We start from the raw sequence: 23,533 nt of genomic DNA on the forward strand, positions 1-23,533 counted from the left end.
CTCCGCTCGACGGGCGCTCCGGCGGGCCGGGACACCGGCGTCCCGGCCCGCCGGCAGGACAGGGACGAAAGGCTCTGACCAGGGCTTCGGTCTGCCGCGAGGATCGAACCTCAGGCGGGCGGGATCGTGCCGTTAGTGAGGGAACATGTTCGAGTTCGTGGACAGGACCGACGCCGGCCGGCGGCTGGGGCAGAGGCTCGCTGCGATGCGCGGTCAGGACGTGGTGGTGCTGGGGCTGCCCAGGGGCGGGGTCCCGGTCGCCTTCGAGGTGGCGGAAGCACTCGATGCACCGCTGGACGTGATCGTGGTGCGGAAACTGGGGGTGCCGTTCCAGCCCGAGGTCGCCATGGGCGCCATCGGGGAGGGCGGGGCCCGGGTCCTCGACAAGCACGTCCTCTCGCGGGCCCGCGTCTCGGAGGAGGACCTGAGGACGGTTGAGGACCGGGAACGGCAACTCCTGGGGCGGCGCCTGGCACGGTACCGGCAGGGGCGGAACCGGGTGGAGCTCGAGGGGCGCACCGTCGTCGTGGTGGACGACGGCATCGCTACCGGTTCGACGGCGCGCGTGGCCTGCCGGGTGGCCCGGCAGCTGGGCGCGGCACGGGTGGTCCTGGCGGTGCCGGTCGCGCCGGCCCGGACCCGGGCGTCGTCCGTGGACGCGGACGAGATCGTGTGTCTGGTCCTGCCGCGGAACTTCCAGGCGGTGGGCTCCTACTACCACGACTTCTCGCCCACCGAGGACGACGACGTGGTGCGGCTCCTCGACACCGCCGCCCGCTCGCGGGAACGACCCGGGGGCGGAGCCGTCCGCGCGGAGGGCGCCGAGGAGGACGTGGAGATCACCGCGGGCACGGTGCTGCTGCGCGGCACCCTGAACCGGCCCGCGGGGTGCGAGGGCATCGTCGTCTTCGCCCATGGCAGTGGCAGCAGCAGGCACAGCCCCCGCAACCGGTTCGTCGCCTCGGTCCTGCACGAGGCGGGTCTCGGCACGCTGCTGCTCGATCTGCTGACCCCGGACGAGGAGGTCGACCGCACCAACGTCTTCGACATCGCCCTCCTGGCGGGGCGGCTCGGTGCCGCCACCCGCTGGCTCGAGACCCGGCAGGACGGAGGGCCCGGCCGCACCGGCTACTTCGGGGCGAGCACGGGGGCGGGTGCCGCCCTGTACGCCGCCGCGGAGCCGCACTCCTCCGTCGCCGCCGTCGTCTCCAGGGGAGGCAGGCCGGACCTGGCGGGTCCCCGGCTCGGGGAGGTGCGCGCCCCCACCCTCCTGATCGTGGGCGGAGCGGATACCGAGGTGATCGCCCTGAACCGGCAGGCGCTGGCGCTGATGCGGGCTCCCGCCCGCCTGGAGATCGTCCCCGGCGCCACCCACCTCTTCGAGGAGCCCGGCACACTGGCCGGTGCGGCCGCTCTGGCTGCCGCCTGGTTCAGCCGGTATCTCCTGCCGGCACGGCCTGGAGGCCCCGCCCCGGAGGAACTGCCATGAGCGGCGGGACCCGGCCGGACGACACGAGCAGGCCCCGGGCTCCGGGGGCCGGGACGACACCAGCGGAGCCGCCATCACCGAAGGGAGATCACATGGAACGGGTCATCGACAAGGTAGCACTGGTCACCGGGGGTGCCCGCGGGATCGGGGCTGCCGTGGCAGCGCGGCTGCACGGCGAGGGCGCACGCGTCGTCATCGGCGACGTCCTGGACGGGGAGGGAGAGGAGACGGCGCAGCGGATCGGCTCCGGCACTGTCTACGTCCACCTCGACGTGACGAGTCCGCAGGACTGGCAGCACGCCGTCGACGCCGCCGTCGGGACCTTCGGTGGCCTGGACATCCTGGTGAACAACGCCGGCATCGCGGACTTCGCCCCCATCGAGGAGTACACCCTGGAACGGTGGAATACCGTGATCGCCGTGAACCTGACGGGCACGTTCAACGGGATCAAGGCTGCGATCCCGGCCCTGAAGCAGTCCCGGGGCGGCTCGATCGTCAACATCTCGTCGGTCGCCGGCATGCGCGGCTACGAACAGCTCCCCGCCTACACAGCCTCGAAGTTCGGCGTGCGCGGGCTCACCAAGAGTGCCGCCCTCGATCTCGGACCCCACCGCATCCGGGTCAACTCGGTCCATCCCGGCGTGATCTCCACGCCGATGACGGCCGGCATCGCCGTGGACATGAGCCACGTGGCCCTCGGCCGGATCGGCCATCCGGGGGAAGTCGCGGACCTCGTCCTGTACCTGGCCTCCGACGAGTCCTCGTTCGTCACGGGTGCCGAGTTCGTCATCGACGGCGGGGACACGGCCGGGACGGTGACGCGCCCGGCGCCGTAGTCCACGCGGGACGGCGGACCGGGACACGGGCGGGAGGCCCCGGGCCCGGAGGGACGCCCGCGGCCCGAGGGTCAGATGACGCTGCGGTACACCCCGAGCGTCGTCTCGGCGATCGATCCCCAGTCGAAGTGCCGTTCGGCCCGCTGCCTGCCCGCGGCGCCCATCTCCCGCGCCCGCGCGGGATCGCCGACGAGGGCGTTCAGCGCCGCGGCGAAGTCCTGCACGAACCGCTCCGGGTCCAGGGGCGTCCCCGTGCCGTCCTGCACCTGTTCGAGGGGCACGAGGGTTCCGGTCACGCCGTCGTCGATCACCTCCGGGATGCCGCCGGTCGCCGATGCGACGACGGCGGCCCCGCAGGCCATCGCCTCGAGGTTGACGATCCCGAGCGGCTCGTAGATGGACGGGCACGCGAAGACCGTGGCGTGGCTCAGGATCTGGACGACCTCCCGGCGCGGCAGCATCCTCTCGATGAGCACCACCGAGCCCCGCTGCTCCCGCAGGGCGGAGATGAGTACCTCGGTCTCGGCGGCGAGCTCCGGCGTGTCCGCCGCGCCGAGGCAGAGGACGAGCTGGACGTCCGACGGCAGGTGCGCGGCCGCCCGCAGCAGGTACGGGACGCCCTTCTGCCGCGTGTTGCGGCCCACGAACACGACGCTCGGGCGGGCGGGGTCGATGCCGTGGGCGCGGAGGGCGTCGTCGTCCTCGTCGCGGGACCACTGGGCGACGTCGATCCCGTTGTGGACCACGTGGACCTTGCCGGGGTCGACGTCGGGGTAGCTGCGGAGGATGTCCGCCCGCATGCCGGCGGACACGGCGATGACGGCGGCCGCCGCCTCGTAGGACGTCTTCTCCACCCAGGAGGACACCGCGTAGCCGCCGCCCAGCTGCTCGGCCTTCCAGGGGCGCAGCGGTTCGAGGCTGTGCGCGCTGAGCACGTGCGGGATGCCGTGCAGCAGCGACGCCAGGTGCCCCGCCATGTTGGCGTACCAGGTGTGGGAGTGGACGAGGTCCGCGCCCGCCATCCCCTCCAGCATCAGCAGATCCGTGCCGAGGGTCTGGACGGCCGGGTTGGCTGCGGCGAGGCCCTCCGGCACACCGTAGGAGGACACGGAGGCGCCGTGGTACTGCCCCGGCCGGGGCGCCCCGAACGCGTGGACCCGGAGGTCGACCTGCGGGGCGAGGACCCTGCTGAGCTCGGCGACGTGCACCCCCGCGCCACCGTAGATCTCGGGCGGGAATTCCTTGGTCACAATGTCTACTCGCACCCACCCAACGTAGTGCAGTGTGTCCCGTGTCCTCTAGTGTGAAGAGACCGGAACGGTTCCGGACTGTGTGTACCAACGCTGATCGACCACCCATCGAGCAGGCAGAACACTCAACGAAGAGCGGGGGGTCTGAAGTGGCACCGAAGAAAGTACTTGCCGTGGTCCTGGCGGGCGGCGAAGGCAAACGCCTGATGCCGCTCACGGCGGACCGGGCCAAGCCGGCCGTACCGTTCGCGGGCAGCTACCGGCTCATCGACTTCGCACTGTCGAACCTGGTCAACTCCGGCTACCTCCAGATCGTGGTGCTGACGCAGTACAAGTCGCACAGCCTCGACCGGCACATCTCGGAGACGTGGCGGATGTCCACGCAGCTGCAGAACTACATCGCGTCCGTGCCTGCGCAGCAGCGCCGCGGCAAGAGCTGGTTCCTCGGCAGCGCGAACGCCATCTACCAGTCCCTGAACCTCATCCACGACGCCCAGCCCGACATCGTCGTCGTGATCGGTGCGGACCACGTGTACCGCATGGACTTCGAGCAGATGGTCGACGCCCATGTGAAGAGCGGCGCCTCGGTCAGCGTCGCGGCCGTCCGCCAGCCCATGAATCTCGTGGACCAGTTCGGCGTCATCGAGACGGACCCGGACGATCCCGGGCGCATCGCGGCGTTCGTCGAGAAGCCGAAGAGCACCCCGGGGCTCCCGGACGACCCCGACAGCTTCCTCGCCTCGATGGGCAACTACGTCTTCACCACCGACGCCCTCCTGAAGGCGCTCGAGGACGACGCCGCGCGGCTCGACACGAAGCACGACATGGGCGGGGACATCATCCCCTACTTCGTCGAACGCAACGATGCCGCGGTCTACGACTTCACGACCAACGAGATCCCCGGCTCCACCGACCGCGACCGCCAGTACTGGCGCGACGTCGGCACCATGGACTCGTACTACGACGCCAACATGGACCTCATCTCGCCCCTGCCGCTGTTCAACCTGTACAACCTGCAGTGGCCCATCTACACCCGGCAGAGCGTCTCCCCGCCCGCCAAGTTCGTCCGCAGCTCCTCCGGGCGGTCGGGCGAGGCACATGATTCGATCGTCTCCGCGGGCGTCGTCGTGTCCGGCGGAGCCGTCCAGAACTCCGTGCTGGCGACCGACGTGTTCATCGACGAGGCCGCGGAGGTGACCGGCTGCGTCCTCCTCGACAAGGTCAATGTCGGGGCCGGCGCCGTGGTGCGCCGGGCGATCATCGACAAGAACGTGCGCATCCCCGCCGGCGCGACGATCGGCGTCGACGCCGAGCTGGACCGCAGGCGCGGCTTCGCCGTCACGGACTCGGGACTCACGATCGTCAGCAAGAACCAGATCATCTCGGCGGACTGACCGGCCCGCGCTCCCCGACGGACGGCGACGTCCCGGCACCGGCCGGGACGTCGCCGTCCCCACGCCCGGACCGCCCGGTCCCACGGGCGCTGGGGCGCGGTGGTCGCGTGGTTGAATGACCGGATGGAGAACGAGAACCTGACCCGGGACGAGGCGGCCGCCCGCTCGGTGCTGCTGGAGACCGAGAGCTACGCCGTCCACCTGGATCTCTCCAGGGCGCGGGACGGCGCCTGCGGCACCTACCCCACGACGACGACCGTGGTGTTCTCCTGCCGCGAGGCAGGAGCGTCCACGTTCCTGGACTTCATCGGGGAGGTCACCGGCCTGGAGGTTAACGGGCGGGTGCTCGACCCCGCCGAGGCGCGTGACGGCGCCCGGGTGCTGCTGCACGACCTCGCCGAACACAACACGGTGACGGTCACCGGTCGGGCCCGCTACAGCACCAGCGGTGAGGGACTTCACCGGTTCGTGGACCCCGCCGACGGCGAGACCTACCTGTACACGCAGTACGAGCCGGCGGATGCACGCCGCGTCTTCGCGACCTTCGAGCAGCCGGACCTGAAGGCCGTGTTCACGTTCAGCGTCGTCGCGCCCGCCGACTGGACGGTCGCCTCCAACGGCGCGGAGACCGGCGTCGAGCCGCAGGCCGACGCGCCGGACGCCGCCCCGACGGCCCGGTGGACCTTCGCCCCCACGCGGCGGATCTCCACCTACATCACGACCGTACTGGCGGGTCCCTACCACCGGGAGACCGATTCCTGGACCGGCACGCCGGGCACGGCCGGCGAGGGCCTCGAGGTGCCGCTGGCCCTGTACTGCCGGCGCTCCCTGGCCCCGTCCTTCGACGCCGCGGAGATCTTCGACACGACCCGGCGGGGCCTGGACTTCTTCCACGACCTGTTCGACTACCCCTACCCCTTCGGCAAGTACGACCAGGCGTTCGTCCCCGAGTACAACCTCGGGGCGATGGAGAACCCCGGGCTGGTGACCTTCACCGAGAACTACGTGTTCCGGTCCGCGGCCACGGAGGCCCAGCGCGAGGCCCGGGCCAACACGATCATGCACGAGATGGCCCACATGTGGTTCGGCGACCTCGTGACGATGTCCTGGTGGGACGACCTCTGGCTCAAGGAGTCCTTCGCCGACTACATGGGCGCCCTCGCGGTGGCGGAGGCCACGCGCTGGAGCACGTCCTGGGTGAGTTTCGCGAACCGCCGGAAGGCGTGGGCCTACGTCCAGGACCAGCTGCCGACGACGCACCCGATCGTCGCCGACATCCCGGACCTCGAGGCCGCCAAGCAGAACTTCGACGGGATCACCTATGCGAAGGGGGCCTCCGTCCTCAAGCAGCTCGTGGCCTTCGTGGGCCGCGAGGGCTTCGTCGGCGCCGCCCGCCAGTACTTCCGGAAGCACGAGTACGGGAACACGACGCTCGTGGATCTGCTCGACGTGCTGGCCGTCGCCACGGGCCAGGACCTCGCCGCATGGTCGCACGCGTGGCTCAGGACCTCCGGCGTCCCCGCCCTCACCGCGGAGGTCACGGCCGACGACGGCGTCCTCACCGGGGTGACGATCGTCCAGGACGCCGTGGATCCGGTGACCGGCCGGGACGAGCCCCGTCCGCACCGCATCCGGGTGGGCCTGTACTCATTCGACGCCGAGGGGTGGCTCGTGCGGACACGGGCGGAGGCCGTCACGGTCGACGCCGCCCGCACCGCCGTGCCGGCGCTCGTCGGCGCGGCCCGGCCGGACCTCCTGCTGGTCAACGACGACGACCTGACTTACGCGAAGCTCTCCTTCGACGAGCGGTCCCTCGCCACGCTCCTGACCTCGATCCACCGCGTGCAGGACCCCCTGGCCCGGGCCACGTGCCTCACCGCCCTGTGGTCGGGCGTGCGGGACGCGCGCCTGCCGGTGGGCTCCTACCTGTCCGCCGTGATGCTCGCCGCTCCCGTCGAGGGAGGGGTGGGCGTGCTGCAGAGCCTGCTGTCCAACGCCGGCACCGCGGTGGAGCGCTTCGCTCCCGCCGGGGAGCGCCCGGCGCTCCGTGAGCGGCTGAGCGACTTCCTCGCCGAGGGCCTGCGCGCCGCGGCACCCGGATCGGACCTGCAGCTCGCCTGGGCGCGGGCGCTCGCCACGACCGCCCGCAGCGCCGGGCGGGCCGCCGGCGTCGTCCGCGCCGTGCTCGACGGCGACGAGCGGATCGACGGCCTCGCCCTCGACGCCGACCTCCGCTGGTCCCTCCTGCAGGGACTCGCGGCGCAGCAGCGCGTCCTGCCCGGCGAGCTGGAGGCCGAGCGGGCCGCTGATCCGACGGCGTCCGGCCGGGTGGGCTTCACCCTCGCGTCCACCGCGATCCCCGACGCCGCCCTCAAGAAGGCCACCTGGGACGAGGCGGTGCACGGCGACCGGCTGTCCAACGAACTGCTCAGCGCCGCGATCGAGGGCTTCCAGCTCGGCTCGCACGAACTGCTGGACCCGTACCGCGAGCCCTACTTCCGGGCGCTCCGCGGGGTGTGGGCGGACCGGGGGATCGAGATGGCGAGCCGGATCGTCCGGGGCCTCTACCCGGGGCACCAGGACCTGGACGGGCTGCCCGACCGGCACCCGGTGGTCCTGCGGACCGATGCCTGGCTGGACGCGAACCGCGACGCCCCGCCGGCCCTGCGGCGCATCGTCGTCGAGGAACGCGACCATCTGCTGCGGTCGCTGCGGGCGCAGGCTCAGGGGACGCGGTAGAGCCAGTCCTCGGTCCCGAACTTGTTCTCCACGAGTTCCCCGGCGCGGCGGAGCTCGTCCTCGGAGAGGGAGGCCTCCACCGCGCCGTAGCGCTCGCGGAAGGTGTCCATCATGACGCCGATGATCTCCTCGCGGGCCAGCCCGGTCTGGCGGCGCAGGGGGTCCACGCGCTTCTTGGCGCTCCTGGTCCCCTTGTCGGACATCTTCTCCCGGCCGATGCGCAGCACCTCGAGCATCTTGTCGGCGTCGATGTCGTAGCTCATGGTCACGTGGTGCAGCATCCCGCCGTTCGCGAGGCGCTTCTGTGCCGCGCCGCCGATCTTGCCGACCTCCGTGGCGATGTCGTTGAGGGGCTGGTACCAGGCCCGGATGCCGAGGCGCTGCAGGGCCTCCATGACCCAGGCATCGAGGAAGGGGTAGGAGTCGGCAAAGCTCATGCCGTCCACGAGCGACTGCGGCACGTAGACGGAGTAGGTGATGGCGTTGCCGTGCTCCATGAACATCGCCCCGCCGCCGCTGATCCTGCGGACCACGGTGACCCCGTGCCGGTCGGCGCCTGCCGGGTCCACCTCGTTGCGCACGGACTGGAAGCTGCCGATCACCACCGAGGGCGCCTGCCACTCCCAGAAGCGCAGGGTCGGGTTGCGGATGCCCGCGCCGACGTCGTGCGTGAGGACCTCGTCCATCGCGACGTGCATGGCCGTGGGCAGCGGCGTGGGAGGGATGATCTCCCACTGGTGGTCCGCGAAGCTCGAGGCCCGGCCGAGGGCGCGGCGGACGGCGGTGGCGATGGCGGCCGGCGAGAACCCGAAGAGCACGGCCGCGGGGTCGAGCCGCTGGGTGATCGCCGCCGCGAGCTCGCCGGGCGTGGTGTCCGCGGGGAGTCCCTCCAGCGCGGCGTTGATGTCGAGCAGCGCCTCGTCGGGTTCGAGGAAGAAGTCCCCGTTGACCGAGACCCCCGTGAGGCGCCCGCCCTGCACACTGAGGTCCACCGCCGTGAGCTTGCCGCCCGGGGTCTTGAACTCGCCGTGCAGGCGCCCTGCGTCCGGTTGCTGTGCCTGCTCCATTGGTGCCTTCCTGGGATGGGTTAACCGGAAGAAGCCACGCCGGAGGGGCGTGGCTTCTGCCTGGGACCGTGGTCCGGTGCTCGGGAGGAGCTGGACTACTTCTTCGCGCCGAAGCCCTTGAAGCGGGCGTTGAAGCGCTCCACGCGGCCCGCGGAGTCCATGATGCGCTGCTTGCCCGTGTAGAACGGGTGGGACTCCGAGGAGATCTCGACCTCGATGAGGGGGTAGGTGTTGCCGTCTTCCCACTCGATGGTCTTGGCCGAGCCGACCGTCGACTTCGTCAGGAACGCCTTGTCGGAGGCGAGGTCGCGGAACACGACCGACTGGTACTTGGGGTGGATGTCAGACTTCACAGGACTACCTTCTCTGGTTGCCTGGATTTTGCCAGGCACGGGAACTTGAAAGGATGGCGACAGCGCCAGCTGTCCATACTAGCGCAGGAGCGCCCGCGACGGCTAAAGCGCGGGCAGCGCGCCGCCGTCGTCGTCGTCGTACCGGCATTCCCAGAAGGCGACCGCCGCGGCCGCCGCGACGTTCAGCGAGTCCACGCCCCCGTGCATGGGGATGGTCAGGGCGACGTCGGACTCCGCGAGGGCGGCGTCGCTCAGCCCGTCGCCCTCGGTGCCGAGCAGGAGGGCGAGCCGCTCATGGTCCCGCGCCGGGAATGCACCGAGCGGGACGGCCCCGGGACCCAGGGCGAGGGCGGCGAGGGTGAAGCCCGCGGCGCGCACCGCGGCGAGGTCCCCGGGCCACGAGCCGAGCCTGGCCCACGGGACCTGGAAGACGCTGCCCATGCTGACGCGCACGGCCCTGCGGTAGAGCGGATCCGCGCTGCGGGGACTGAGCAGCACGGCGTCGACGCCGAGGGCCGCAGCGGAGCGGAACACCGCCCCCAGGTTCGTGTGGTCCACCATGTCCTCGATGACCGCGACGCGCCGGGCGGCGGCCAGCAGTCCGCCGAGGGGCCGGGGGGCGGGCCGGTGCATCGCCGCGAGGGCGCCCCGGTGGAGGTGGAAGCCCGTGATGGCCTCGAGCGTGGCCTCGGGTGCCACATACGCGGGCACGGACGGGAACCGGGCGACGACGTCGGCCAGGTCCGGAAGCCACTTCGGTGCCAGGAGGAAGGACCGGGGGACGTGCCCGGCGTCGACGGCGCGCCGGAGGACCTTCGAACTCTCCGCGATGTACAGCCCCTCGGCGGGCTCCTTCGCGAGGCGCAGCTGGACGTCGGTGAGGTTGCGGTAGTCCGCGAGCCGTGGGTCGTCGGCCGCGTCCAGGGGAACGAGGGGCATCAGCGAGGGTGCCGGGCCGCGCGGAAGGACACGCCGCTCACGCCCGCGCGACGGCGCTGTAGCGGCCGTTCTTTTCGCTCACCTTCAGGGCGACGTCGAACGCCGTACTCAGGTTCTCCTCGGTCAGCACGTCGCCGATGGGCCCGGTCGCCACCACGACGCCCTCGCGGAGCAGCAGCGCGTGCGTGAAGCCCGGCGGGACCTCCTCGAGGTGGTGGGTCACGAGCACCATGGCGGGTGCCGCGGGATCCCGGGCGAACTCGGTCAGCCGGCGCACGAGGTCCTCCCGCCCGGCCAGGTCCAGGCCCGCCGCCGGCTCGTCGAGGAGCAGGAGTTCGGGGTCCGCCATGAGCGCCCGTGCGATCTGCACGCGCTTGCGCTCCCCCTCGCTGAGGGAGCCGAACGGGCGGTTCATGAAGCGGGACATGCCCCAGGTGTCGAGCAGGCGGAAGGCGCGGCGCTCGTCGAGGCGCTCGTACTGCTCGCGCCACCGGCCGGTGACCCCGTAGGACGCGGTGACGACGACGTTCAGGACGGTCTCGTGATCCGGGACCTGCGTGGCCAGGGCTGCCGACGCGAGGCCGATGCGCGGTCGCAGGTCGAAGACGTCGACCGCGCCCATGACCTCGTCCAGGATCCCGACGACGCCGCGGGTGGGGTGGAGCCGCGCCCCGGCGAGCTGCAGGAGCGTGGTCTTGCCCGCTCCGTTGGGGCCCATCACCACCCAGCGCTCACCCTCGTCGACCTGCCAGTCGATCTCGTCGAGCAGGGTCTTGCCACCCCTGACGAGGCTCACGCCCGCCAGTTCCAGAACGTCACTCATGGTCCTAGACACTAGGCTAAGGAGCGGCCCCGTGGCGAAACCGGCAGCCTCCCGCACGCCCCGCGCCCTGCGCCCGGGTCGGGACGGCCCGGCCCTCCTGCCGGGCCCTGTCGCGAGCAGGACGCCGCGGCCAGGACCTCGACGACGACGGACGCCGGCACCGGCGCGGACAGGAGCGGCAGCATGCGGGACACGGCACGGGTGGTCGCCTATGCGGGACGGCTCGACGACGGACGGCGGGAGGACCTGCTCGCCGCCCTGCACGGGCTCGGCGTCGAGGTCACGGAGACCTCCGCCACCCAGGCCCCCACCTATGCGGTGCTGACCCTCGACGTCGAGCTCGCCGCCCCTGCGGCGGAGGTGCGCGCCGGCCTGTCCCGGTGGACGGCCGCGTCCGGCGTGGGCGCCGCCCTGGTGCCGGCGCCCGTCTACTCCCCCGGGCCCAAAATGCTGATCATGGACGTCGACTCGACGCTCATCCGCCAGGAGGTCATCGAGCTGCTGGCCGCCCACGCGGGCCGCGAGGCGGAGGTCGCGGCGGTGACCGAGGCGGCCATGCGGGGCGAACTCGACTTCGCCCAGTCCCTCCACCACCGGGTCCGTGCACTGGAAGGGCTCCCGGCCGCCGTGATCGGGGAGGTCGTGGAACGCATCCGGCTGAGCGACGGCGCCGAGGCCCTCGTGGCCGCGTACCTCGGAGCGGGCCATCGCGTCGGCGTCGTCTCCGGTGGCTTCTCGCAGGTCCTCGCACCCCTCGCCCAGCGTCTCCGCCTGTCCTTCGCGAAGGCGAACGACCTCGAGATCCTCGACGGCACGCTGACCGGGAGGGTGGCAGGGGCCGTCGTCGACCGTCGGGAGAAGGAACGCACGCTCCGCGCCGAGGCGGACCGCGCCGGCGTCCGGCCGGCAGCCGTGATCGCGGTCGGCGACGGGGCGAACGACCTCGACATGCTGGGGGCAGCGGGACTCGGGGTCGCGTTCAACGCGAAGCCCGCCGTCCGCGCCGCGGCGGACGCCGCGCTGGACCTCCCGGACCTGGACGTCGTCCGCCACTTCGCCGGACTGTAGCCGCGGGCCCGCCCGGCATCCCGTGCCGGGTCAGCTCTTGGCGAGGAAGTCCTGGGCGCCGCCCACGTACTCGGTGTGCCCGGTGGGGACATCCGCCGTGACCATCCGGACGATCTCCGTCGCGAACTCGGCGACGGAGTACAGGCGGCCCGCCTCCTGGCGGCGCGCCTCGATGGCCCCGGGGGTCGCGCGGTCCAGCAGCGTCGCCGTCACCGTGCCCTCGATCATGTCACCGGACACGACGACGAGGGAGATCCCCTTCTCGTCGAGCTGCGGGATGCGGGCGCGCAGGGCGTCCTCGCCGGCACGCTTGCTGCGCGCGACGGGCTCGTAGGCGTCCATCGTCTCCACCGTGTCGATGAAGTGCGCCTGGTGGCTCGTGATGAAGACGACACGCGAGCCCGCGGGCATCACCTCCGTGGCGGCCTCGAGCATGGCGATCTGCGCGTCGCGGTTGAGCTTCAGCGCGTAGTCCTCCCCCAGCCCCGTCTCCATCCCGCCGGACGCGTTGAGGACCAGCAGATCGAGGCCGCCGAAGGTCGAGACCGCGGCCTCGACGAGTGCGGCAGGACCCTCGGGGGCGGTCAGGTCGGCACCGACGGCGACGGCCCGGCCGCCGGCCGCCTCGATCCCCGCGACCACCTTGTTGGCGCGCGGCGCCTTCTGGCGGTAGTTCACGACGACGGCGGCTCCCTGCGCGGCGAGCTGCTGCGCGACATCGGCGCCGATGCCGCGGGACGATCCGGTGATGATTGCTGTGGTTCCCTCGAGGGTGGCCATGGTGCTCCTTGGAGTGGGCTGCAGAAGTGGTGGGATGACGGCCGGTGGCGCCTAGTGGCCCATGCCGAGTCCGCCGTCGACGGGGATCACGGCACCGGAGATGTAGCCGGCTGCGTCGCCGGCCAGGAAGGACACCACACCTGCCACCTCGTCGGGCGAGGCGAAGCGGCCGGCGGGAATGGTGGCGAGGTAGCTCTTGCGCGTGTCCTCCGGCAGCTCGGCCGTCATGTCGGTGTCGATGAACCCCGGGGCGACGACGTTCGCCGTGATGCCCCGCGAACCCAGCTCGCGCGTCAGGGAGCGGGCGATGCCGACGAGTCCGGCCTTGGAGGCCGAGTAGTTGATCTGGCCGGGCGCCCCGTACAGGCCCGTGACGCTGGAGATGAGGATGACGCGGCCGCGCCGGAGGCGGATCATGCCGCGCGACGCCCGCTTCACCACGCGGAACGCGCCGGTGAGGTTCGTGTCGATGACGTCCGTGAAGTCGCTCTCGCTCATGCGCAGAAGCAGGGTGTCGCGGGTGATGCCGGCATTGGCGACCAGCACCTCCACCGGCCCGTGCTCTGCCTCGACCTGCGTGAACGCGGCGTCGATCTGTTCCTCGCTGGTGACGTCGGCACGCACACCGAGCATTCCCTCGGGGACCTCACCACTGCGATAGGTGATGGCAACCTTGTCGCCGTTGGCTACGAATACCTTGGCGATGGCAAGGCCGATCCCGCGGTTTCCTCCGGTCACAAGGACGCTGCGGCCGGTCGCCGGCGCAGCGGTGTCTGCATCACGTGCCAAGGGGGTAACTCCTCTGTCTGCGGACCGGAAGCGGTCCGCGTTGTTCCTGCCGACCACCATGGGGTGGCCCGGACGGGCGTCCAGCCCGCTCGGAAGCCCCCGCGGCCGTCGGTCGGGCCGTCCCGACGATCCTAGCGGCGCATCCCTCGACTTCGGGAACGGGACCCGGAATGAGACAATGGAGGGAGTCTTTTCGGAAGTGTGATGAGTATGCAAACGAAGCACAACACGGACGTCCACAGCATCTCCGACGCACGGGAATCGCACAGCGACGAGATGCGTACACGCATGATCCGCTACTCGGTGTCGATGAGCATCCGCCTCGTCTGCTTCGTCCTGGTGTTCGTGGTCCCCTACGTGTGGCTGCAGTGGGTGATGATCGCCGGAGCGGTGTTCCTGCCCTACTTCGCCGTGATCGTCGCGAACGGCGGCAGCGACACCAGCAACATCCCTCACAGTGCCGCCCTGATCGACCGCGCCCCGGTGCGCGAGATCGAGGCGACGGTCGTCGACGCCGCCCCCGACGCCGACGAGGACGTCCTCAGCGGCGAGATCGTCGACGACTCCGCGGACCCGGCACGTCACGGGTCGCACGAGGCGGACCACGGCGGGCCCGACGCCCGTGGCTGAGGGACCCTCCGCCGCCCGGCCCGCTGCCGCCCCGCCGGCCGCGGGCCTCGGTCTGTTCGGGGCCCCGCGGACGGCCGAGGCAGGGCCGCCCGTCTGTTCCCGCAAGGGATGCCGGAACGACGCCGGCTGGCAGCTGCTGTGGAACAATCCGCGCATCCACACCCCGGAGCGCCGGAAGGCCTGGGCGTCGTGCCCCGACCACGTGGAGTGGTTCGAGGAATACCTCCGGGACCGCGGACTCTGGAAGCAGACCCTCCCCCTCACCGCCGACCGACCGATGGAGACCCGCTAGGTGTTCCGCTATTTCTTCTCCGCCCGCTGGCTCGGCTGGCTCGCCGTGGTCGTGGTGCTCGCCGCAGGCTGCGTGGGACTCGGACGATGGCAGCTGGAGCGGCGCGAGGCGGTCGTCGAGGACATCCAGCGCATCGAGGCGAACTACGACGCCCCACCGGAACGCTACGTGCCGGGCGTGAACGGCTTCGACGTCTTCGACCCCACCCGCGAATGGACGCCGGTGACGTTCACGGGGACGTACGACACCGAGGGCCAGGTGGTGGTGCGCAACCGGCCGCTCAACGGCCAGCCGGGATACGAGGTACTCACTCCCCTGCGGCTCCAGGACGGGACCGCCGTCATCATCGACCGCGGGTGGCTGCCCATCGGCAACGTCGAAGCGGGACGGCCCGACGCCGTCCCCGCCCCGCCCGCGGGAGAGGTCGAGGTCACGGCGCGGATCAGACCCGGAGAGCCCGAGGTGAACCGCGGCGCCCCCGACGGTCAGGTGGCATCGGTGCACCTCCCCTCGCTCGCGGACACGCTGGAGTACCCGCTGCAGGACGCCGCCTACGGCCTGCTGGCCCTGGAGCGGCCGGCGGTACCCGAGACCCCGGTCGCCGCCCCCAAGCCGTCCATCGACGAAGGGCCGCACCTCTCCTACTCCCTGCAGTGGTTCGCCTTCGGCGTCCTCGCCTTCGTGGGACTCGGCTACGCGGCGCGCCAGCAACGCAGGAACGACGCCGAGCGGGACGGCACCGCCACCGCCCGCCCGGTCCGCCGGCGTCGCCGTCCCTCCTCGGAAGAGGAAGAGGACGCCATCCTCGACAGGCAGGGCATCCGCTAGCGTCCGTCCTCGCGCCGCCCGCGGGCGGCACGTCCGGGCGCGGTGCGGTTTTCCCGCCGGGCCATGACTCCCGCCGCTACCCCACCATGCCCGCGGCGCCGCGTGGCACGCCGTCCGCCGTCTGAGTATTCAGGGCCGGCAGCCGCGTAGCCGTATCTCGATCCCAAGTGTCACGTGCGAGTGATCGGCGCCGGAGTCGCGTGGAATGCACTCGTGCGCAGGGTGAAGGCCCTTCATAGAGTGACGACTGCGGCGGTCACAACACCACAGCCGCGCACTCCCTGTGGCTCCGGGCTGGGAAACCGAGCACCTGAATCCGAAAGTCGTCTGGCGCCGGGATCCACGCTAGATCAAAGGATGTGAAGATGGCTGGAAATCTGGTTGCTGGTCCGAAGCTGTGGAGCAGGCGAAAGGGGACGGGACTTCTCGAAGCCCCCGCGGCGACCACGGCATCGGCGCAGGAACAGTCCGAACACGAGTTCGAGTTCGACGTCGCGATCGTGGGGATGGGGTACGTGGGACTGCCCACCTCCCTGGCCTTCAGTGCGGCCGGCGCCCGGGTCCTGGGGCTCGACGCGAGTCCCGCCCGCCTCGACGTCATCCGCGACGGCCGGGCGGACCTGGTGCCCTCGGACCGCGAGCGCCTGGCGCGGGCCCTCACGGATCCGTCCTTCGAGCTGACCAACGACCCGTCGCGGCTGTCCCGCGCAGCGGCGGTGATCATCTGCGTGCCCACCCCGGTGGACGCCTACCTCGTGCCCGATCTGCGGATCCTGGCGCAGGCCTGCCAGACCGTGGTCGAGAACGCGGTCAGCGGCCAACTGCTGCTCCTGACGTCGACCACCTATGTCGGCAGCACCCGCGATCTCCTGGCGACCCCGCTGGGCAAGCGCGGCCTGGTCGCCGGGAGCAACATCCATGTGGCCTTCAGCCCGGAACGCATCAACCCGGGAATGGACAGTGTTGCGCACGAGGACGTCCCGCGCGTGGTCGGCGGGATCACGAACAGCTGCACCGAGGCTGCGGCAGCCCTCATCGGCACCTACACCCGCCTCGTGCACGTGGTGAGCTCGGCGGATGCCGCCGAGCTCACCAAGCTCGTGGAGAACACCTTCCGTGCAGTGAACATCGGTCTGGCCAACGAGTTCGCGGACATGGCGAATTCGCTGAAGCTCGACGTCATGGAGGTGATCAACGCGGCCGCCACGAAACCCTACGGGTTCATGGCCTTCACACCGGGTCCGGGGGTGGGCGGCCATTGCATCCCCTGCGATCCCCACTATCTGCTCTGGCAGATGCGTCGGCTGCGGCTCTCCACACCCGTGATCGAGCAGGCGATGAATGCGATCGCCGCCCGGCCGGGCCGGGTGGTGGATCGCATCCGCAAGATCCTCTCGGACCGGGACAAGGGCCTTCACTCGTCGCGTGTCCTGGTGGTGGGCGTCGCCTACAAGCCCGATGTCGAGGACCTGCGTGAGTCCCCGGCGCTCGAGATCCTCGAAGGCCTCATCGAAGAAGGTGCGGTGGTTTCCTACCACGACCATCTGATCCCGAGCCTCCGCCTCGGCGACGGGAGGGTGCTGGAACACGAGGCCGACCCCGCAGCATTCGATGCCGACCTGGTGCTCCTGCACACCGCGCACAGTACCGCGGACATCAGCTGGATCACCCCGGAGGTCGATGTCCTCGACTCGACCTTCCGTCTTCCGCACGCGTCCAACATCATCCATCTCTGACCGAACCGGCTGGGAGTACCGAAACATGAGAACTGTCATCACGGGCGGTGCCGGGTTCATCGGCAGCCACCTCACCGAACACCTGCTCCACGCTGGCGACAGCGTGACGGTGCTGGACAACCTGTCCACGGGCGCCGGGGAGAACCTGAAGGCCAGCTGGGACCACCCCGCTTTCACGTTCCGCGAAGGCAGCATCCTCGACCGCGACGCCGTCCGTGAGGTCATCGGCGCGGCCGACCGCGTCTTCCACCTGGCTGCCGCCGTCGGCGTGCACCTCATCGTGGACCACCCCCTGGAGAGTCTTCGCACCAACATCCATGGCACCGAAGTGGTCCTGGACGCCTGCCTGGAAGCGGGGGCGGACCTGCTCCTGGCCTCGACCAGCGAGATCTACGGCAAGAACACGGCGGACCGCCTGTCCGAGGACGCCGACCGCATCCTCGGATCCGCCCTCAAGTCACGGTGGACCTACGCAGCGGCGAAGGGCATCGACGAAGCCTTCGCCCACGCCTACTGGCGCGAATTCGGCCTGAACGTGTCGATCGTCAGGCTGTTCAACACCGTCGGACCACGCCAGACCGGCCGCTACGGCATGGTGGTGCCGAACCTGGTCGGGCAGGCGCTGAGAGGCGAACCGCTCACCGTGTACGGCGACGGACGGCAGACGCGCTGCTTCTCCTACGTCGGCGACGTCGTCCCGGCCATGGTGCGCATCGCCGAGGAGCCGGCGACGCGGGGTCTCGCCATCAACCTGGGGGGACTGCAGGAGATCTCGATCCTCGAGCTGGCGGAGCGGACCATCAAGCTGCTCGGGAGCAGCAGCGTGATCAACCTGGTCCCCTACGAGCAGGCCTACGGGCCGGGCTACGAGGACATGCGCCGCCGGGTTCCGGACAATTCCCTCGCCGGCCGCCTCGTGAGGTTCAAGCCGACGACGTCGGTGGACACGATCATTCTCAAGGTGGCGAAGGCGATGCTGTCCGACGCCCCGGGCGGTGTCGCAGCGGGAGCCACCCGGTGAGGAGGACCCGCGTGGGACGGATGCACGATCCGCCGTCCGGGCCCGGCAACGGCGGGCCGGACCGGGACCGCGATCACCCCCTGCGCTGCCGTACGGACGGCATGGCAGCACTGCTCCTGGTACTCCTCATGGTCTGCGCGTCCGTCGTCGGCATGTCCCCGGCGCAGGCCGCCGTCGACGGCGCACCCGTGGTCCAGGCGTCGGCTCCGCGAACGATCGTCAGCCTCACCTTCGACGACGGCAACGACGATCAGTTCGAGGCCGCGCAGATCATGAACGACCACGACCTCAAGGGGACGTTCTACGTGTCGTCGGGCCTGCTCGCCGACGAACCGGGGTCCGGGGATCCACCACCCACCACCATGACGGTCGACCAGGTGCGCACGCTGCAGGACGAGGGTCACGAGATCGGCGGCCACACGGCCACGCACAACAACCTGACGAAGCTGGTCCCGGATGAGGCCCAGCGCCAGATCTGCAGGGACAGGGCCACCCTGATCGACCTCGGCCTGAGAGTCACCAGCTTCGCCTACCCCTTCGGTGCCTCGACCGGGGAAACCCAGCGTCTCGCGGCGGCCTGCGGGTACAACAGCGCCCGGGCGCTCGGGGAGATCCGGAGCCCGGCCGTGCCGGGTGAGGACGACATCTGTGCCGGCTGCCCGGTGGCGGAGACGATGCCCCCGGCAAATCCCTTCCGGACGAAGGCTCCGAACCAAGTGGAGAACACGTGGACGCTCGAGGACCTGCAGAAGACGGTCACCACGGCCGAGACCACCGGCGGATGGCTGCAGCTGACCTTCCACCACATGGACGACACCGGCAACGAGCTCTCGATCCCGCCGTCCGTCTTCGAGGCCTTCACGGCGTGGATCGCGGAACGGGCCGCAGCCGGCACGGTGGTGAGGACCGTCGACCAGGTGATCGGGGGACCCGAGAAGGCCGTTGTGGACGCCGTCGATCCGCCCCGTGCCGGAAACCTGGTCCGCAACCCCGGCCTCGAGACGCTCGACGCCGACGGGAACCTCCCCGCGTGCTGGCAGCAGGCCGGCTTCGGTGAGAACGAGCGCTCCTTCGCCGTGCGGGGGGACGCCCGGACGGGCGACGTCGCCGCGCAGCTCTCCCTGACCGACTACGTGAACGGGGACGCGAAGCTGATCCCCACCATGGACCTCGGCACGTGTTCCCCGACGGTGGAACCGACCAGGGCCTACGAGCTCGGTGTCTGGTACCGCTCGAGCGGGGAGACGCAGTTCGAAATCTACGTGCGGGAGCGGGACGGGACGTGGTCCTACTGGACGTCGAGCCCCGCATTCCCCCCCTCGGACGAATGGGCGCACGCGACCTTCATCACCGATACCGTTCCCGAAGGGGTCGACGGCATCAGTTTCGGCCTCAACGTCATGGGTGCAGGCACCCTGGAGACCGACGACTACAGCCTGGAGTGGAGCGTCGGGTGGTGGGACTACCTGGGTCGTGGCATCGACGTGATGTGGACCCGGTTGTCCGCTACGGCGCTGGGACCGATGGAGAACCTCGGACTCGGACGATGAGTACCGACACACGCGGCCCCGGCGGACACAGCCGGGCCGCGCAGCGACGAGCAGCGAAGGACGGCCATGTGGAAATGCTGCGACGAACCCGACGGCGCGCGTTGTTGGTGGGGGCGGCAGTGGTGGCACTGCTCGTCATCGGGACCATGCTGATGGTCTCGTCTCAGGCACAGCAGAAGTACCCGTGGCACACGGACATCGTCGCCACGACCTTCTGGGTGGGCGAGATCCACGACCCCGAGACCTCGGACGGCAGTCAGGAGTTGTCGACCTACGACTCGCGCTGGATGGAGAGCTACGGGGGGTGCGACGGCGTGCGGACGGATGCCGGATGCCAAACGGAGCAGCGGGTCGCCGAGAACGACTACTTCCCCAGCAGCATGACGCCGCTGGAGAACCCCTTCTACCTCGATCTCCCGTTCGACGACGTCAACGATCCGGACGCGTTCGCGGACCGCGGCACGGTGATCCCCTGGGCGGCCCAGGACGCCGCCGGCAACCCGTCCCTCCTGACGGACCGGAAGTACAGCTTCATGAAGAACCGCTGGGTCAAGCTCAGGAAGGGGTGGTCGGTGTGCTACGGGCAGATCCAGGACGCCGGACCGGCACTGTACAACGACCGCGAGTACGTCTTCGGACACGACGATCGGCGCCCCGCGAGCACGAAGTACAACGGAGCCGGCCTGGACGTCTCACCGGCACTGAACGGCTGCCTCGGATTCAGGGGACTCGATGACAAGAACGACCGCGTGGACTGGCAGTTCGTCGACGAGGCGGACGTGCCGGACGGGCCCTGGAAGCGGATCGTCACCACGAGCCAGGTCCGATGACCGGGCGGCGCAACAGATGCAGCCCCGCGAGGAGTGACGGAGAACCATGGACTTCCTGACAGTTCTGCTGGTGGTGCTGCTGGTGGTGGGTCTCAGCACCACGTTCTGGGGGCTGGTCGGCGTGGGCCGCGGCGTGGGCGAAGCGGTGCGCCGCACCACGGCCGGGCCCCACGCCCCACGTCCGCCGGGCACTCCCCCGGTGAGTCGCGTGGCGGTCCTCATCGCCGCCCACAACGAGGCGTCGACCATCGAGAAGTCGATCCACGCGGCGGCGGACCTCGTGCCCCCGACCAACATCCACGTCGTGTCCGACAAGTCGACCGACGCGACCGTCCCGATCGCCCGGAATCTGGGCGTCAACGTCCTCGATCTGCAGGTCAACCGCGGCAAGGCGGGAGCCCTGGCCGAGGGCATCCGGCACTTCGGGCTGTGTGACCGCTTCGAGGTCGTCCTGATCCTCGACGCCGACACCCGGCCGACGAGGGATTACCTGACCACCGGGCTGCCGCTCTTCGCCGACCCCGGGGTCGCCGCGGTGGCGGGCCGGGCGAAGTCGATCGTGGGCGCGGGCAAGCGGTCGCTGCTGGGCCGGTTCCTCATCGCCTACCGCGACAGGCTCTACCTGGTCGTCCAGCTCCTGCTGAAATACGGCCAGGCGGCCAAACCGGCGAACGTGGTGAGCATCGTCCCGGGCTTCGCCAGCATGTACCGCACCTCCGTCCTCCGGCACATCGACGTCGCGGGCCGCGGCCTCGTGATCGAGGACTTCAACATGACGTTCGACGTCCACGCCAGGAAACTCGGACGCATCGCGTTCCACCCGTCGGCCGCCATCGCGTACACGGAGGATCCGGACAACCTCCGGGACTACGTCCGCCAGATCCGACGGTGGAACCTCGGCTTCTGGCAGACCGTCCGGCGGCACCGGTTCCGGTTCACCAAGTTCTGGGTCAACCTGTGGATCCACATCGTCGAACTCGTCGTCAGCGGGATCCTCCTGCTGTCCCTGCTGCCGCTGCTCGTCCTCTCCCTCATCGCCGACGCCCTGCCGCGGCCGCTGCTCGCGCAGGCACCGCCGGTCCTGGAGTGGCTGACCGAAGCCGTCCCGCTCGGCGCCGTCCTGCTGGGGGTCCTCCTCCCCGACTTCCTGCTCTCGGTCCTGGCCGCGATCCTCCTCAAGCGGCCGGTGTACCTGCTCTTCGGACTGCTCTTCCCCCTGGTGCGCATGCTGGACGCCGGCATCTGCCTGAGCCAACTCCCGAGAGCGTGGCTGCCGGACCGGACGAGCGGCGTCTGGACCAGCCCCCGGCGGCACGCGGACGGCACGAATCCCCCGACGCGCACCATCCGCGCCACCGACACCGTCGATGCAGCGTGAGCACCAGGGGTACTCCGGGTAGGGGCCGACCGGCCCGGGACTTCTAGGCGAGGGTGACGAGCTCCAGGTAGTCCTCGTTCCAGAGGTCCTCGACGCCGTCGGGCAGGAGGACCACCCGTTCGGGGTCGAGCGCGTCCACGGCGCCCTCGTCGTGGCTCACCATGACCACGGCGCCGCTGTAGTTCTTGAGGGCGCCGAGGATCTCGGCCCGGCTGGCGGGGTCGAGGTTGTTCGTCGGTTCGTCCAGGAGGAGTACGTTCGCCGAGGACGCCACGATGGTCGCCAGGGCCAGGCGCGTCTTCTCGCCGCCCGAGAGCACCCCGGCGGGCTTGTCGACGTCGTCGCCGGAGAAGAGGAACGAGCCGAGGATGCCGCGCACCTCCGCGTCCTGCATGTCCGGGGCGGAGGACTTCATGTTCTCGAGCACCGTGCGCTGCGTGTCGAGCGTCTCGTGCTCCTGCGCGTAGTACCCGACCTTGAGGCCGTGACCGGCGACGACCTTGCCCGTGTCCGGCGTGTCGACGCCGGCGAGCATGCGCAGCAGGGTGGTCTTCCCCGCACCGTTGAGCCCGAGGATCACCACCTTCGACCCCCGGTCGATCGCGAGGTCCACGTCGGTGAAGATCTCGAGCGACCCGTAGGACTTGCTCAGTCCCTCCGCCGTCATCGGCGTCTTGCCACAGGGCGACGGTTCGGGGAAGCGCAGGGCGGCCACGCGGTCGGAGGCGCGGACGGCGTCGAGGTTGCCGAGGAGGCGTTCGGCGCGCTTGGCCATGTTCTGGGCGGCGACGGCCTTGGAGGCCTTGGCCCGCATCTTGTTGGCCTGGTCCATGAGGACCTGCGCCTTCTTCTCGGCGTTGGCCCGCTCGCGCTTCCGGGCGCGCTCGTCGGTCTCGCGCTGGAGCTGGTAGCGCTTCCAGCCCATGTTGTAGATGTCGATGGTCGCCCGGTTGGCGTCCAGCTGGAACACCTTGTTCACGGTCGCCTCGAGCAGTTCCACGTCGTGGCTGATGACGATCAGGCCGCCCTGGTGGTTCTTCAGGAACTCCCGGAGCCAGGTGATGGAGTCGGCGTCGAGGTGGTTGGTGGGCTCGTCGAGGAGCATGGTCTCGGCGCCGGAGAAGAGGATGCGCGCGAGTTCCACGCGCCGGCGCTGGCCGCCGGAGAGCGTCTTGAGGGGCTGATTGAGGATGCGCTCGGGCAGCGCCAGGTTCGAGGAGATGGACGCCGCCTCGGCCTCGGCCGCGTAGCCGCCGCCGGCGAGGAACGCCGACTCGATGCGGTCGTAGCGCGCCATCGCCTTGTTGCGCACCGACGCCGTGTCGCTGGCCATGTCCTCCTGCGCCTGACGCAGTTCGCTGACCACCTCGTCCAGGTTGCGGGCCGAGAGGATGCGGTCGCGGGCGAGCTGCTCCATGTTGGGCGTCCGGGGGTCCTGGGGCAGGTAGCCGATCTCCCCGGAGCGGGTCACTGTGCCGCCGGCCGGGAGCGCCTCGCCTGCCAGCACCTTCGTGAGCGTCGTCTTGCCGGCGCCGTTGCGGCCCACGAACCCGATCTTGTCACCCTTGTCCACGCGGAAGGACACCCCGTCCATGAGAAGGCGGGCACCAGCCCGCAGCTCGAGGTTCGAAACGTTGATCACGGTGTGGCCTTTCATGGTGCCGGAGACGGCGTTGTTGTAGGAATCCCACAAAGGATCCCCCGGTGACCGGCGCTAGTCTCGGTACAGAAGCAGTGACGG

21 protein-coding genes are annotated in these 23,533 nt (G+C 70.5%); 13 read left to right on the forward strand and 8 right to left on the reverse strand.

What is annotated here, in order from left to right:
- Positions 1 to 145 precede the first annotated feature (145 nt).
- Both ACSGDB_RS09500 and ACSGDB_RS09505 read left to right on the forward strand, forming a co-directional pair.
- Positions 146 to 1,489, forward strand: a complete 1,344-nt coding sequence (locus ACSGDB_RS09500) for a phosphoribosyltransferase family protein (RefSeq protein ID WP_434994369.1) — start codon at positions 146 to 148, stop codon at positions 1,487 to 1,489.
- Between the two features lie 92 nt (positions 1,490 to 1,581).
- Positions 1,582 to 2,325 carry a glucose 1-dehydrogenase gene (locus ACSGDB_RS09505; RefSeq protein ID WP_434994371.1) on the forward strand — a complete coding sequence of 248 codons (744 nt, stop codon included), beginning with the start codon at positions 1,582 to 1,584 and terminating at the stop codon, positions 2,323 to 2,325.
- 71 nt (positions 2,326 to 2,396) lie between these two features.
- Here ACSGDB_RS09505 and glgA read toward each other — a convergent pair whose 3' ends face one another.
- Complete coding sequence (gene glgA, locus ACSGDB_RS09510) at positions 2,397 to 3,590, reverse strand: glycogen synthase (RefSeq protein ID WP_434994373.1); 1,194 nt, start codon at positions 3,588 to 3,590, stop codon at positions 2,397 to 2,399.
- Between the two features lie 134 nt (positions 3,591 to 3,724).
- Here glgA and glgC point away from each other — a divergent pair, with 134 nt between their 5' ends.
- Positions 3,725 to 4,969: a glucose-1-phosphate adenylyltransferase gene (gene glgC, locus ACSGDB_RS09515; RefSeq protein ID WP_434994375.1), complete on the forward strand. Its 1,245-nt coding sequence runs from the start codon at positions 3,725 to 3,727 to the stop codon at positions 4,967 to 4,969.
- Positions 4,970 to 5,092: 123 nt separating this feature from the next.
- Positions 5,093 to 7,708 carry an aminopeptidase N gene (gene pepN / locus ACSGDB_RS09520; RefSeq protein ID WP_434994377.1) on the forward strand — a complete coding sequence of 872 codons (2,616 nt, stop codon included), beginning with the start codon at positions 5,093 to 5,095 and terminating at the stop codon, positions 7,706 to 7,708.
- Here the strand turns inward: pepN and ACSGDB_RS09525 are convergent.
- The 4 genes from ACSGDB_RS09525 to ACSGDB_RS09540 all read right to left on the reverse strand — a co-directional run bounded on the left by ACSGDB_RS09525 (position 7,693) and on the right by ACSGDB_RS09540 (position 10,890).
- Entirely contained in the window at positions 7,693 to 8,775 is a 1,083-nt protein-coding gene (locus ACSGDB_RS09525; protein ID WP_434994379.1) for a lipoate--protein ligase family protein, read from the reverse strand. The genes pepN and ACSGDB_RS09525 overlap by 16 nt on opposite strands.
- A 95-nt stretch (positions 8,776 to 8,870) precedes the next feature.
- Positions 8,871 to 9,128 carry a type B 50S ribosomal protein L31 gene (locus ACSGDB_RS09530; protein WP_104051131.1) on the reverse strand — a complete coding sequence of 86 codons (258 nt, stop codon included), beginning with the start codon at positions 9,126 to 9,128 and terminating at the stop codon, positions 8,871 to 8,873.
- Between the two features lie 102 nt (positions 9,129 to 9,230).
- Positions 9,231 to 10,067 carry a TrmH family RNA methyltransferase gene (locus tag ACSGDB_RS09535; RefSeq protein WP_434994381.1) on the reverse strand — a complete coding sequence of 279 codons (837 nt, stop codon included), beginning with the start codon at positions 10,065 to 10,067 and terminating at the stop codon, positions 9,231 to 9,233.
- 37 nt (positions 10,068 to 10,104) lie between these two features.
- Positions 10,105 to 10,890, reverse strand: a complete 786-nt coding sequence (locus ACSGDB_RS09540) for an ABC transporter ATP-binding protein (protein ID WP_434994383.1) — start codon at positions 10,888 to 10,890, stop codon at positions 10,105 to 10,107.
- Positions 10,891 to 11,073: 183 nt separating this feature from the next.
- Here ACSGDB_RS09540 and serB point away from each other — a divergent pair, with 183 nt between their 5' ends.
- Complete coding sequence (gene serB, locus ACSGDB_RS09545) at positions 11,074 to 11,958, forward strand: phosphoserine phosphatase SerB (protein WP_434994384.1); 885 nt, start codon at positions 11,074 to 11,076, stop codon at positions 11,956 to 11,958.
- Between the two features lie 30 nt (positions 11,959 to 11,988).
- Here the strand turns inward: serB and ACSGDB_RS09550 are convergent, their stop codons facing one another.
- Together ACSGDB_RS09550 and ACSGDB_RS09555 are read right to left on the reverse strand one after the other, a co-directional pair.
- Positions 11,989 to 12,738, reverse strand: a complete 750-nt coding sequence (locus ACSGDB_RS09550) for an SDR family oxidoreductase (protein WP_434994385.1) — start codon at positions 12,736 to 12,738, stop codon at positions 11,989 to 11,991.
- Between the two features lie 51 nt (positions 12,739 to 12,789).
- Positions 12,790 to 13,527 (reverse strand): beta-ketoacyl-ACP reductase, encoded by a 738-nt coding sequence (locus tag ACSGDB_RS09555; RefSeq protein ID WP_434994386.1) that lies wholly within the window; start codon positions 13,525 to 13,527, stop codon positions 12,790 to 12,792.
- 204 nt (positions 13,528 to 13,731) lie between these two features.
- Here ACSGDB_RS09555 and ACSGDB_RS09560 point away from each other — a divergent pair, with 204 nt between their 5' ends.
- The 8 genes from ACSGDB_RS09560 to ACSGDB_RS09595 all read left to right on the forward strand — a co-directional run bounded on the left by ACSGDB_RS09560 (position 13,732) and on the right by ACSGDB_RS09595 (position 21,792).
- Entirely contained in the window at positions 13,732 to 14,157 is a 426-nt protein-coding gene (locus ACSGDB_RS09560) for a DUF3099 domain-containing protein (RefSeq protein ID WP_434994388.1), read from the forward strand.
- A 52-nt stretch (positions 14,158 to 14,209) separates the two neighbouring features.
- The gene (locus tag ACSGDB_RS09565) at positions 14,210 to 14,449 is read left to right on the forward strand and encodes a hypothetical protein (protein ID WP_434994486.1); all 240 of its coding nucleotides are present in this window, start codon (positions 14,210 to 14,212) and stop codon (positions 14,447 to 14,449) included.
- Positions 14,450 to 15,277 (forward strand): SURF1 family cytochrome oxidase biogenesis protein, encoded by an 828-nt coding sequence (locus tag ACSGDB_RS09570; RefSeq protein WP_434994389.1) that lies wholly within the window; start codon positions 14,450 to 14,452, stop codon positions 15,275 to 15,277. It abuts the gene before it with no gap.
- A 365-nt stretch (positions 15,278 to 15,642) separates the two neighbouring features.
- Positions 15,643 to 17,013, forward strand: coding sequence for a nucleotide sugar dehydrogenase (locus ACSGDB_RS09575; protein WP_434994391.1), 1,371 nt, complete (start codon positions 15,643 to 15,645; stop codon positions 17,011 to 17,013).
- Positions 17,014 to 17,038: 25 nt separating this feature from the next.
- Positions 17,039 to 18,034: an NAD-dependent epimerase/dehydratase family protein gene (locus tag ACSGDB_RS09580; RefSeq protein WP_434994392.1), complete on the forward strand. Its 996-nt coding sequence runs from the start codon at positions 17,039 to 17,041 to the stop codon at positions 18,032 to 18,034.
- 20 nt (positions 18,035 to 18,054) lie between these two features.
- On the forward strand, positions 18,055 to 19,584 hold the full coding sequence (locus tag ACSGDB_RS09585; protein WP_434994487.1) for a polysaccharide deacetylase family protein: 1,530 nt from the start codon (positions 18,055 to 18,057) through the stop codon (positions 19,582 to 19,584).
- Positions 19,581 to 20,414, forward strand: coding sequence for a hypothetical protein (locus ACSGDB_RS09590; protein WP_434994393.1), 834 nt, complete (start codon positions 19,581 to 19,583; stop codon positions 20,412 to 20,414). The genes ACSGDB_RS09585 and ACSGDB_RS09590 overlap by 4 nt, the downstream gene beginning before the upstream one ends.
- 46 nt (positions 20,415 to 20,460) lie before the next feature.
- A complete protein-coding gene (locus ACSGDB_RS09595) occupies positions 20,461 to 21,792 on the forward strand; it encodes a glycosyltransferase family 2 protein (RefSeq protein ID WP_434994394.1) in 1,332 nt (443 codons plus the stop codon).
- A gap of 43 nt (positions 21,793 to 21,835) precedes the next feature.
- Here the strand turns inward: ACSGDB_RS09595 and ACSGDB_RS09600 are convergent, their stop codons facing one another.
- Positions 21,836 to 23,434 carry an ABC-F family ATP-binding cassette domain-containing protein gene (locus ACSGDB_RS09600; RefSeq protein WP_434994396.1) on the reverse strand — a complete coding sequence of 533 codons (1,599 nt, stop codon included), beginning with the start codon at positions 23,432 to 23,434 and terminating at the stop codon, positions 21,836 to 21,838.
- Between the last annotated feature and the right edge of the window lie 99 nt (positions 23,435 to 23,533).

The sequence above is a fragment of the Arthrobacter sp. Ld5 genome, assembly GCF_051172775.1.
GTDB lineage: Bacteria > Actinomycetota > Actinomycetes > Actinomycetales > Micrococcaceae > Arthrobacter_D.